This is a genomic window from Filimonas lacunae, from assembly GCF_002355595.1.
Taxonomy (GTDB): domain Bacteria; phylum Bacteroidota; class Bacteroidia; order Chitinophagales; family Chitinophagaceae; genus Filimonas; species Filimonas lacunae.
On record NZ_AP017422.1, the window covers coordinates 4,331,084 to 4,343,689 of the forward strand.

7 protein-coding genes are annotated in these 12,606 nt (G+C 45.2%); all 7 read right to left on the reverse strand.

What is annotated here, in order from left to right; all coding sequences use genetic code 11:
* Positions 1–7: 7 nt before the first annotated feature.
* Positions 8–4,153, reverse strand: a complete 4,146-nt coding sequence (locus FLA_RS17235; protein ID WP_076381427.1) for a SusC/RagA family TonB-linked outer membrane protein — start codon at positions 4,151–4,153, stop codon at positions 8–10.
* A gap of 65 nt (positions 4,154–4,218) precedes the next feature.
* Positions 4,219–5,370, reverse strand: coding sequence for a FecR family protein (locus FLA_RS17240; protein WP_076381426.1), 1,152 nt, complete (start codon positions 5,368–5,370; stop codon positions 4,219–4,221).
* Positions 5,371–5,424: 54 nt separating this feature from the next.
* Positions 5,425–6,018: an RNA polymerase sigma factor gene (locus FLA_RS17245; RefSeq protein ID WP_076381425.1), complete on the reverse strand. Its 594-nt coding sequence runs from the start codon at positions 6,016–6,018 to the stop codon at positions 5,425–5,427.
* A gap of 148 nt (positions 6,019–6,166) precedes the next feature.
* Positions 6,167–9,757 (reverse strand): DUF4450 domain-containing protein, encoded by a 3,591-nt coding sequence (locus FLA_RS17250; protein ID WP_076381585.1) that lies wholly within the window; start codon positions 9,755–9,757, stop codon positions 6,167–6,169.
* Between the two features lie 375 nt (positions 9,758–10,132).
* Complete coding sequence (locus tag FLA_RS17255) at positions 10,133–10,708, reverse strand: porin family protein (protein ID WP_076381424.1); 576 nt, start codon at positions 10,706–10,708, stop codon at positions 10,133–10,135.
* Positions 10,709–10,804: 96 nt separating this feature from the next.
* The gene (locus FLA_RS17260; protein WP_076381423.1) at positions 10,805–11,566 is read right to left on the reverse strand and encodes a LytR/AlgR family response regulator transcription factor; all 762 of its coding nucleotides are present in this window, start codon (positions 11,564–11,566) and stop codon (positions 10,805–10,807) included.
* Positions 11,547–12,590, reverse strand: a complete 1,044-nt coding sequence (locus tag FLA_RS17265; protein ID WP_076381422.1) for a sensor histidine kinase — start codon at positions 12,588–12,590, stop codon at positions 11,547–11,549. The genes FLA_RS17260 and FLA_RS17265 overlap by 20 nt, the downstream gene beginning before the upstream one ends.
* Positions 12,591–12,606: the final 16 nt, after the last annotated feature.

The window sequence follows — 12,606 nt, forward strand, 5'->3', positions numbered from 1 at the left end:
TAGTGGATTAAAGGCCTATCATCAGGCTACAGGAATATTGTTTGGGAATAGGCAGGCCTATAATACCATTGCTGCCTACTACTGCCGGGTCCAGTTTATACTTATTCTTTACCCACACAGCCACGTTTTGCATTTGCACGGTAAGCATAACACTATTCAGTTTCAGATGCTGGATCATTTTCTGTGGCACACGCCAGCCTGCCATTATTTCCTGTAACCGAACATAGTCGGCCGAGGTAATACTATTGGTAGAGTTGTTGGCAACAAATGCCCGGTAAGTACCTTCTCCATTTGCCGACATAGCAGGCACATCTGTATACAGTTCGTCGCCCGGCTTTTTCCAACGGTTCCTGATCAATGCGCTGTTCACCAGCGTTCCGGAAGAGGTAGGAATATACCTTTTCATAACAGCGCCCCAGCTAAAGGTGAGGGCTGCCCTTGCAAAAAACTGACCCAGCGTTACTTCCTGTATCAGCCCACCGTTCCAGGGAGCTTTTAGCACACCTGCATAGGTAAGAGAAGAGGTAAGCGTAGCGCTATCCAAGGCAGTTGTTTTTTCCCCTTTGGTATTATAGATCTGTGGGTTACCCTGATTGTCTAATCCCGCCCATTTATAGGCCCATATGTTAGAGGTACTGTATCCATCCCGGTAAGCAGTAGCATATTGGTTGGTACCTGTAAAACCAGTTCTAGGTACCGATTTGGCGATATTTACATTGTAAGCCCCGTTTAACGTAATGGAATAACTTACCTTTTGTGTTTTTACCACGCTGGTTTTTAAAAAGAACTCCACACCCTTGTTTACGATATTACTGTAGGCAACCTGTGACCCCAAACCGCTGGCTACATCTGAGCTAACAGAAACGGTGCTGTTCAACCCTGAAGTGGTTTTATTGTAGTATCGCAGGTCTACCATGTACTTATCGTCCTGAATACCTATCCTTGCCCTTACCTCGTAGTTGATATTCTTGGGAGGAAGTACATTAAATGTACTGTTGGTAGCCATGCTGTAGCTACCCCCGCTGGAAGCATTGGTACCCATCATTAACCCTAAGCCCTGATAAGGACTTACGTTTTGAACTATCACCTCGGCTTCGAGCGTGGAGATACGTTTAGAATGGAAGAAAGATTCTTTGGCAATATTGTACTTGGCTTCACCATTCACCTGCGATTGTCCTTCCGGAGATTTGCTGTAGCTCACTCCCATAGAGAAGAGTCCATTTCTTAAATTGGCTTTGGCACTGGCACTTACGTAATGAATAGTAGTATCAACTCCGGAAGCACTGCTTAACCCGGTCATTTTTTGTGTATTGTAAGCTGCCGACAATTCAAACTTTCCCTGTAACAATGCCAGTTTTAGCCGTTGGTACACATTCTGTGAACGTTGGCCCTTTTGCTGGGTAGGCGAAGCGCTGTTTACCCAGATAGCATAATTGCTCCAATATACCTGCTGATAACGTGCTGCATTATAAATAACCGGTAAGTCAGGCATTTTATTACCTACTACGCCTGTAGAAAAGCCGATATTATCCAGCCAGCTGTTTAACGGACGCTTTAGCACATCTACCGATCCGTCGATATAATAGTTAGACATCACAGAATACTTTTTATCCTGTCCGTAATTAGGATTGTATACACTGTTATAAGAACCGGAGAGAGTTACCCTGTTATCATATTTATAGCTGGCCGCCGCGTTCCAGTTTATGTTCCTGGAATTGGTATTGAGCATATTGGTAGGCACTGCCAGACTGGAAGGATATACTGTAGCGCCCTGGCCGGGAAACAACACATAGTAATTGCTTACCGCAGCATTAGGATCGGGCGTGGGTAAAAAAATGGGAGCTCCGGTTTTGGTAATGGTGTTATAACCATACAAGGTATAGGCATCAGGTCTTCTGTAACTAACGCTGGCCGCACCTCCACCTATAGCCAGGCTAACCTCGCTTTTACCAAAGGTTCTGCTGTAATCCAGCCCCGTGCGCACGTTCCACTCTTTGTTAATGCTTTTGCCTTGTTTAAAAATGTTACCATAGGGTACATAAAAGTTAATACCGGTGCTTTTGTACTCACCATACTGGTTATAGGTTTGCCTGGCCAGGCTGGATTCTTTATCATAAAAATCTTCCGTAGTATTATTCTGTTGCGTATAGTATACCGCAGCGTTCCATTGTATGCCTGGCAACAGTTTCCAGTTGAGGTTAAACCGGGTTTGTCCCTGGTAGTTTTTAGTAGTGCTTTTGTTAATGAGGGCGTCCTCTAAAATGTTCTCGGCATTATTCTTATATCCCAGCGACATAATTTTAGCATTAGCATCGGGGTTAAGCGAATAATAATCGTACACATAATTACCACTGTTATCCAGCAACATCTGGTAAGGCTGTAAGCTTAAGCTGCTGGGGTTTAAGTTATAGCCGGCGCGGGAATGCATACTGGCTACATATACCAGCCAGCTAATGTTCAGCTTATCCTGTAACAGGTTAAAAGAATTGTTGAGGTTAAGGCTAAAGGTTTTATTATATCCTTTCAGGTTGTTGTCCTGGTTATTGCTATAACCACCCATAAAAGAGAATTTATAATTCCTGGTTCCGCCGTTCATCGACAGGTTGTGGCTTTGGCTAAAAGCATTCTGTTGCAACTGACGCAGCTGTGATTCATTATCCAGTTTCCCTAACGAATCCCAGGATTGCTGAAACGCACCTTTACTAATAAGATTGTTATGTAAGCGGGCCAGCAACAACGAAGCAGGCGAATTATGAAAAGAGGTTACCGGATTGTAAGTGTTCTGACTAACAAACATGGAATCGGCCTGTAACATATAATCCAGCACATCGGCGGTATTAGGCAGCTGTAGTTTTTCCCTGTTAAACCGGGATGCAGGTGTATAATACAGGTTGGAAGAATAATTCAGCTGTATCTGCCCGCTTTTACCTTGTTTGGTGCGAATCATAATAATACCGGTGGTGGCCCTTGGCCCCCATTTTATCAGTTCTTTCGGGTCTTTGATCACCTCCACTGATTCTACGTTGTTCATGGGAAAATCGGACGGGAAACCATCTTTAGGAAAACCGTCGATGACCACCAGCATGCTGGTAGCATTGCCGGCAAAAGAATTTACCCCCCTCAACTCAGGCACCACTGTGGTAGACACACGGGTAACCGTAGTAAGATGATATATATCCGCATTCATCCAGCTGGGAATGTTGCCACTGAGTTTGGCATTGATAATTTCCTGCCCGTTAGGATTGCTGCGCAAAAACTGATCTAAGGTCATGTTTGTCCACAACGTACGGGGATTATAAGAAGCAACATTGGTAACGATAACGTTGGTAGAAGTAACCGTTTGTAATGTTAACCCCGGAACAGTGCCTTGTAACACCTGTCCCAGGTTCATATAACTTCTGTTGGTAAGATCGATGTGCGTAGTAGGGTCTTTTCTGCTGGCAACAGATGATACTTTTACATTTTGCAGTAAAGAGCCACCTATAGGTTCCATATGCACAAGCAAAAAGCCTTCCCCATCATAACGCAGTTCCATATCGGTAAAGCCCTCTCCCGAAAAGTTGATGATGGTGCCATTGGTGCCGGGTATAGAAAACTCACCCTGGTCGTTGGTATAGGTATAGAAATAACTTTGATCGTATTGTATCATAACACCTGCCAGTGGCCTGTTCTTATAATCTAATACACGGCCTTTTATCTGCTCCTGGCTTCCGGCCACGGGCAACAGGGCATTGATACTACCCGCGTCAGCCTTCCTGGTGCTTTTGGGCGTAACTACTATAGTTTTATTGGCAATGGAATAGTTTACCGGCAGCTTTTCAAAAAGCCTTTTTAACAGTTTGTCTAATGGTTCTTTTTCGGCTTTGATGGTCACCTTCTTTACATCACGCAGCAACGCCTGGTTGTAGAATACATCGTAGTCCGATTGTGTTTTAATTTCATCCAACACCCTACTCAACGGCGCATCGGTAATATCCAGTGTTATTTCCTGGGCCGTTACAGTGGCAACCGATACAATACATAGCACCAGCAGCAACCATAGCCGCTTGAAGTTGTTTTGTAAAAGAGCACGCAAAAGGCCGTGCCGGCTTACCGTTAAAACCCGGTAAGTTGGGGTAATAGAATGCCTGTCTCCATTTTGCAGAGTGTACATAATAAGCAGTTTTGTTTTAATCAATAGAGGGAAGGGACGAACGCAGTTACATAGCTATATCATTATTATTTCACATAAAGTGTGTTTTCTTTCAGCACACAGTGTATGCCACTGAGAGATAGCACCTTTATTACTTCGGATAAATTCTGGTTCATAGGAGTAGAACCGGTAAATACAATATTCCTGTTAACATTATCGGCATACACTACCGTTATACCATACCATCTTTCAATGGACCGCATAATTTCGTCCAGCTTCATGTTATCAAATACAAACTTATTCTTCAGCCAGCCCGTTGCATTATCAGCGTCCACCTCCACCACCTTCAACTCCTCTGTACTTCTGGGTTTTATAGCTGCCTGGTTAGGCTTCAATAACGATTGTTTCCCACCTGCATGCACACTTACACTTCCTTCTATTAACGTAGTGGCAATAGCCGGTTCATCCGCATAAGCATTAATAGTAAACCGCGTACCTAACACATTCACTTCTACCCCGTCCACTTTTACCATAAAAGGCGCTTTCGCCTGCTGCACAATATCAAAATACGCCTCCCCTTTCAGTTCCACTAAACGTATCCCTTTTTCAAAGTTCAACGGGTAACGTATTTCAGAGCCTGCATTCAACCACACCTCACTGCCATCAGGCAGTTGCACACGATAACGTCTGCCCCTGTTGGTAGTAGCGGTATTATATATGTTACCCACACCTTTACCTTCATAACGCAGCGTTCCATTTTCCTTAATCACTTTTATCCCCTGCTCCACCGAAACCACACCATCCTGTAACGTATCCAGCAGCAACTTTCTGCCATCATTCATGGTAAGCACCAACCCCGCCTGTCCAGGCTTTTTATCACTCACCACATTAGCCAGTTGCGGTACTTTTTTAGACGGGAAAAACAGCACATAGGATAGAATACAAGCCACAATTACCGCAGCCGCACCAGACAGGTAAATAATAGTAGCACGTTTAACAGAGCGCACCTTTGCTGGTTGGGTGAAACGAACGGCCGGGTCTTCTTTGGCAATCTCCTGCTCTATAGCGCTCAGCACCTGCAAACGATGTTGCTCACGATCTTCCGCTATAGCAGCAGGCACCAGCACATCCGCTCCCTGGTTATCGCTATACCAGGCCGCGTATAAATCCATCTCTTCGCGGGTAATGGTGCCGTTAAGCCATTTTTTCTCTAAGCTTGTCAGTAATTCTTCATTCATATTCAACAATAGCAGCTGTTTCTATACCTATAGTCAAAAAAGAAGAAGGCACCCCTATATCATTTCCAATATATTTTTAAAAACAATGTGTAGCGGGCTGAAATATTTCAATTTTTCGCGTAAAACACGCAGTGCCCGGGTGAGATTGGCTTCCACGGCCTTTTCGGATATATCTAATTGAGAGGCTATTTCTTTGTTGCTGAATCCATCGTGACGACTCATCTGGTACACCAGCCGGCATTTTTCGGGCAGCCCCGTAACAATGGTTTCCAGCTGTTGCTGCAACTCCTGGAAAGAAAGGGTTTCATGCGCATTGGCAGGCGCCACGAAGGAATCATCGGTGTACTCTCCGGATTTTTGCCGGGCTTTAGTCCGTTCCAGGCGAGCGTTGATAACTTTATACTTGAGCGCAGCAGCCAGGTATATGTTAGCAGTTTTCTGTATAACAATCTTTTCCCTACGGGTCCACACATCAATAAACAGGTTTTGCACTACTTCCTGTGCCAGAAAAACATCGTTCAGTTTATTACTGGCCACTACCAGCAGTTTTTCCCAATAACGGTTATACAGCTCGGCAAAAGCCCAATGCTTCCCATCCTTTATCTGCGTAAACAGCTCTTCATCAGAATATTCGCGGATGGACTGCATGAGTAATTCTACTTATTTGAATGTGTCCCCAAAAAAAGGAATTAAATAGTATTCTACCAAAAGCGGCTGTAAACAGAAAAACAGACATGACACAAAAATGCCACCCCATATATATGAGGCGGCATTTTTTATAGTTGAAAACAACATTTTATAGCACTACCGACACTGCCATTAAACCAATGACTACATCATTGGTAAGGGTTTCCAGTTGTAAATGATCCAGTACTTTATGGGGGTCCAGCACCATATCCAGCACCGTAGCGGCACCCCCTTCGATGGCGCGGTTACTGAAACCTTTAATGGAACTGTATTTAGGCAGCGTAAAACCCACCTGCCCGGTTTTCAGGTACACACGCAACGGGCGTGGCGTTTGTAAACTAAAAGCTCCCCCGTTATCTTCATAATCCTGTTCTATCGGACACCAGTTTTCCGGATTCTTCAGGTTCAGCACACCACTGGTGCCATCTTTATAATACACCGTAACCCTGCCATTCACCAACTGGCTTTGCATGGGATTGGTGCTGCCTGCCATTAACAGGTATATGTGGCTCCCTTTGCCCGTTAAAGGCACAGTAGCTGTATCAGGATAGTTATCCCATTTAGAGGTGTAAATGATGTTATTGGCATTGCTATCGGCCGGTGTAGCAAACACAATCCCCTGTGGCAGCGTGAATCTGTTGCTGCCTCCTGCTGCTTTGCGCAAACCACTATTATCAATATCGGCCTGTATCAGCGGATAACACCAGTTACCTATACCCTGTACAGGCAATTGCAACGTGGGCGATTGCGGACGTGGTGAGAGATAATTGTTTTTAAAGATGCGGGTAAGCTTATCATTGAACAATGCCCCCAGCGCCACGGAGCTACTCTTTTGATCCGTGGTTACATTCCAGTTAATTATGGTAGTATCCAGCCTGCTGCCATCATCGCCTATCCATTGTATACGATTGGTTCCTGTAATCACAGAGATTGCTGACACATCCACCTTCATCCCTTGCTTTCCCGCAGGAATACTGATCTTTTGTATAAAGGCACGGCTGCCGTCATTCACCTGCACCGTACCATTTACTGCACCGGATGCTGCATTATACAGGGTAAATGCCAATGCATTCACAGGCTGTTGTTTGGTAGCAGCTATGCTTATAGCCTGTTGCTGGTAAAAATCTACCGCATGCCACCATTGCAGCTGGCCTTGTTTTAATAACAGGAAAAAGGTATGCGCCCCCGGTGTTGCTACCGGCTGTGCCGCCAGGCGATGCGCCTGTAGCTGATGCGTTTGCAATACCTGCTGCGGATCGTACACATCCAGTATGGTAGCATTAGCTGTATTACAGGCAAACAGCTGTTGCCCCAAACGGATACTATCATATGCCGGCTTCTCAGGCGCCACTCCTTTCCAGCGAATGACTACATGCCAGCTTGTAGTGGCAGGCGCGGCTAATTCGATAGCCGGTTGACCTACCTGCACTATTAGCTTCCATTGTACAGGTTTGCCATTAATGGTTACCTGCTGCACCTGTGTAAATGGCGCATTCACTACCATTTTCAAATGCAGGGGTTTGGCAAAAGTGGAGGTAATAGTATAATCGTCTGTAGTGCCTGTTCGCTGAAACTGCAAGCGGGTATCCGGCAATTGTATAGCCGCCTGCTTCCAGGCAGTGGGAAAGCCCGGGTGAATGGTAAGCGTATCGCGCATAGCATCGGGCACAATACCAAATAACCCTTCTACCAATGAACGTGCAGCCATACCTATCGGATCTCCAAAATCGCGGTACAACTCTCCTCTTGCAGCATCATACTTCGATAACTGCGGAAAACCACCGGGGCTGGCACTCATGTACATCGATTCTATCATAGCACTCCGCCATAAACGGAAAGCGGCGTCAGAACGGTTGCCCTGCCAGTAAGCCAATGCCGTGTGCAGGTTTTCGGCCAGCGCCACATTGTTCAGCGACCAATCGTAGGGTTGCCAGTTGGTGGTGGCTAACAGGTATAAAGAAGGAGTAGTTTCTCCCTTTACATGCACGGGCAAATGCGGTATATGTGTATCGATGTAACGTAAGCTCTGGTAAGCCTGAAAAGCATCCGGCACCCTCGAGTCTATGGCATGATAGATAGTCCATAAAGCCGCAGACGGATGCAGCTGCTGGTTGCCCAATGCATCTTTGTATTCTGCATACCAGCCCTTTTCGGGCATCCACAGTTTGGATTGAATAGCCTGATAAATTTTATCTGCTTCCTTTTCATACAAGCTGGCATCTTCCCCTATCACCTTTGCCAGGAAAGCCGCTTCGCGGTTGGCAAAATAGTTATAAGAAGTAGAATGCGTTACCGCACCACCGCTGTATTGTAAAGCATCACTGGCCCATATGCAGCAATAAGCATCATATAAACCATCATTATCCATATCAAAATTACGCTTCTCCCAGGCCAGGTGCCTTTGCAGCAACGGCCACATTTGTTTTACATAAGCCGTATCACCGGTCCAGTTAAAATGACGCAGCAACTGATCTACAAACACCAGGTTCATATCGTAGTGATGCGCCCGGAAATCGCCATTGGGATTGCGACAGATATAACCACTACTAAACAGAGACGTGCCCAGCTTTTCCAGCTGTCGTGCCAGGTGCAGCGCAGTATCGGCTACTACCGGTGCAGTAGCGGGTTCAGTTAACTGAGATAACGCATAGCTGCTAAAGTGCGCCCTGGCCCTGTCGTGCCTGCCTAAAGGATCGGCTACATACGGGCCACGCCACGCATTTAGTCGCATGCGCCAGGCTACTGCACCATGCAGGTAGGTAGGGTATTCCCAAATGCCATCTTCCGCCATGCTTAATGCACTGCCAAGCGTATTGATATATGCATCCGGCGTTTTTACCTGTATCCGTTCCGCCAGCGCTTTGCGCGCCGCTTCTGCTTTATCAAATGCCCCTGCCAGCTCTTCATATGTTTTAACGCCTGCATCAGGTTTTCCAATATAGAAATATCCCTGAAAGCCAGTAAGGGGTAATGAACCTGCCACGATAGGTGTGCCGGACACCACTGCACTTAAACAAACAGCCGGATTTTCCTGCCTGACAGCATCCGCCATTTTTAACACCGCACTTTTCGGAAATATCGCCTCCACCATAGGTTTCTGCCCTAAGCTGATGCCGGCTTTATTTTCCCAAATAGTTACCTGGTTATCTTTACAATAAGCAGGTTGCAGATAAAAAGAAGATTCCGGGTCTCCGCCAATATCGCCATCGCGACTAAACTTTTTACCCGTTACCCCACCATAAGCCCAACAAAGTGTAACACCAGCAGGCACCTGGTCGGCCTTTATCTGTAACAGCATACCTTCCTTATCTGCCAGCGGTATCACTTTCAGGCTTAGCTTACCTTTACCCAACAGCTTGTCACTTATTTCGTACAGCATACAGCCAGGACGATATACCGTTGTTACCTCCTGCGCATCCATCAGCCATTTACTTTCGTTACCGTGCATCAGGCCCAAACGCAAACTACCGCCCATACCGGGCAGATATAAAGCAAATTCAGGCAAATCGCCTGCTTCTACCCTAAAAGCAGTGTTACTTCCATATAAGGCCCGGTTAAAACGTTGTTTACCGTTCACTTTTACAAAATCGCTGCCCTGCGGCCGGTAATGCCACTCACTCATCACCTGTTGTTGCTGTGCCCGGGCACTGCCCCAGCACAATAACAACCCTATACCTGCTGTAACTATTCTTTTCGGCATGTTTCCTTTCCTGGTCTGTTGCATATCGTTAAAAAAATTAAAGCTAACAGGGTATACAACTATTGGCTGCATCCCTATTAACTTCTTTGACTATAGGTGATTGTGTTTGTTTATTATCCGGGTGATTTTATTTGCTTCAGCAGCTTACTAACACCACCGTATGCACACAGCATTAAGGAAGGCAACAGCAAGCAAAAAGAAATAGCATCAACAATCTGAGCAGCGATATTATCAACTACCCGCAAAAAAACTATCCTGTCTTATCCTGTATTGCACAAAAGAAGGGAATCTTTTGCTTATTGAGCTTACTTATGCTTACAAAGCCATAAAAACTAAAAACGGCCATCTCACCAGGCCAGGAGATGGCCGTTTTGTTTAAAACACATAAAATATACTTGCCTGTATGGTATTATTCTTAAAATCATTATTCACATTAGAGATATCAAAGTTACCCACCTTCGATAATCCGTATATATACCTGGCTCCCACGCCTAATCCTATACGTGATTGATACCCTATTCCCCCGGCTGCCGCTATATCTATCTTCTTAGCAAAATCATCTTTACTCCAGCCGGCTACTTTTTCATTCGCCTTCATACCAAACTGCGGGCCTGCTTCTACAAAAAAACCAGACTGGGCTCTATACTTCAACAGAAACGGTATAGAGATGTAATTAAGCTTCAGATCCTGATCGCCCAAAGAGCCCCCTTTTATTTTTGCACCCTGTGTAGAGAATAGAATGTCTTCCTGGATAAGGATACGGTCGGTGATTTTAAAAGCCATAGTGAAGCCTGCATGAAAACCATAAAGCGGATCGGTAGGAAAAGAAGCATTGGTAAAATTGCTAACGTTACCCCCTGCTTTTAATCCAAACTCTAATCGTGAAAACAATCCCTGGCTAAACCCTTTTGTAGCAAACAGGGTTAAAATAATAACGAGTGTTTTTTTCATTGTACGTTTATTTAATAGTCGCACAAAGATGCCCACGCAGACAAAAGAAGGAAAGCAGAAACCACCCGGCCGGGACAAAATAGCTCCTGAGTGGACCTAACTATTCGCCAGCCACTCTAAAAAAGGCGCCACCCGTGCTTTACTAACCGTAATGCGCTCCGGGAAGGCAATGGTAAGGTTCAGCGATAACCTGCGGGAAAAGAAGCTGGACACATCTGTAATTACATTCCTGTGCACCAGAAACTGCCGGTTTACCCGGAAGTACTCCGAGCCACCCAGTTTTTCCAGCTCGTCCAGCGATTTGTTGGGATAATACACTTTGCCATGAAACGTATGCAAATGAATAATATCATTAGCCAGGTAAGCAATAGCCACCTCTGCAAACTTTACAGGAATAATCCTGTCCTGGTGGTACACTAACACAGAAGAAGCTTTACGTCCCTTATCCTGTAGCAATTGAATTAACGAGTGATAGGCCGGCACCTGGTCACGCGCAAATGCCTTCTTCAACTGGTAATATCTATTCAACGCCTTCTCCAGTATTTGACTGGTAAAAGGCTTTAGTATATAATCGATGCCATTTACCTTAAAAGCATCCAACGCATACTCATCATAAGCCGTACAAAATATAACGGGTATGGCATGCGCAACGGCGATAAATATTTCAAAGCTTAAACCATCGCCCAACTGAATATCGCTGAAGATGACATCAATGTCATTCCTGCCGTTCAGGTACGGTATGGCTTCCTGTACTGAACCCAGCTGCACTACCTGCAATGGCTCCTGTATTAATTTCCGGAGATTGATCTCCAGATCTTCCGCTACTACCCGCTCATCTTCAATGATCACGATATTCATCCGACAACAATTTAATGCTTACAGAAAAGGAGTATTCTTTTTCATCCACCACTATTTCATCCCCCGATAGTATACGGGATCTTTCAGCAAGATTAGCCAACCCATAATGTGCAGATGGCAGGGCAATAGTTCTTCTTTTTAAGTTATTGCATACCACTATACGCCCGTTGCTGCAATATACCTGCACTGATAAAGGCGCCATACAGGTAAGCTCGTTATGCTTAATGGCATTTTCCAATAAAGGCTGCAACGAAAAGGCAGGCAGGTAATAGCGCTGTCTTATTTCAGCTGGAATATCTATTGCACACTTCAATGCTTCCCCAAAACGAATACGCTGCATTTCCAGGTAGCTTTCCAGTATTCCAAGCTCTTCCGCTACCAAAGCAGTTTTAGCCGTATGATGATGAATAGAAGCCCTGAGAAAATTGGCCAGATGCACAATATAAGAATCCCCCATATCCTGGTTGGTGTGATAAAGCGCTTTTACCGTGTTAAGCGCATTAAATAGAAAATGAGGATGTATCTGCTGTTTTAATAAAAGGTTAGCAGCTTCTGTATGTACCGTTTTTAGTCGCGAAAGCTCCAGATCGCTATGCAACCGGATGCTCTGCAAAATCACAAAGTCATGCACCACTATCACCACCGTGTTCACCACTATACCTGCCAGCACAAATATCAGCAGGTACACAGCATAAGAGTAACGATACTGCTGCGGAGAAATGAAGTCGAAAACCGGGGCCAGCACCAGGTAAATAACCAGACTGGCTACATAAGTACATACAAACCGATATTGCTTAAATGTGCTGGTATGCACCACAAGCCGCCGGCTCAACAGCTTCATAATGGCCACATTGGCAAAGCTGATCAAGCCCAGCGCTACCGCCGTCATTACCCCATACAACAGCTTATGCAGCTCTGTTTCCTCTAACATAAAGGTGAGAAAAAGCAGCACAGCCATGCTGAATACTATAATCAGCACCCAGTTAATACGCACCAGGTTTTTAACCGGTAATACAGGTTTCATAACCCGCAAATTATCC

Coding starts and splice junctions, on each gene's coding strand:
- FLA_RS17235 (WP_076381427.1), bottom strand. CDS start 4,153: ATGTACACTCTGCAAAATGGAGACAGGCATTCTATTACCCCAACTTAC.
- FLA_RS17240 (WP_076381426.1), bottom strand. CDS start 5,370: ATGAATGAAGAATTACTGACAAGCTTAGAGAAAAAATGGCTTAACGGC.
- FLA_RS17245 (WP_076381425.1), bottom strand. CDS start 6,018: ATGCAGTCCATCCGCGAATATTCTGATGAAGAGCTGTTTACGCAGATA.
- FLA_RS17250 (WP_076381585.1), bottom strand. CDS start 9,757: ATGCCGAAAAGAATAGTTACAGCAGGTATAGGGTTGTTATTGTGCTGG.
- FLA_RS17255 (WP_076381424.1), bottom strand. CDS start 10,708: ATGAAAAAAACACTCGTTATTATTTTAACCCTGTTTGCTACAAAAGGG.
- FLA_RS17260 (WP_076381423.1), bottom strand. CDS start 11,566: ATGAATATCGTGATCATTGAAGATGAGCGGGTAGTAGCGGAAGATCTG.
- FLA_RS17265 (WP_076381422.1), bottom strand. CDS start 12,590: ATGAAACCTGTATTACCGGTTAAAAACCTGGTGCGTATTAACTGGGTG.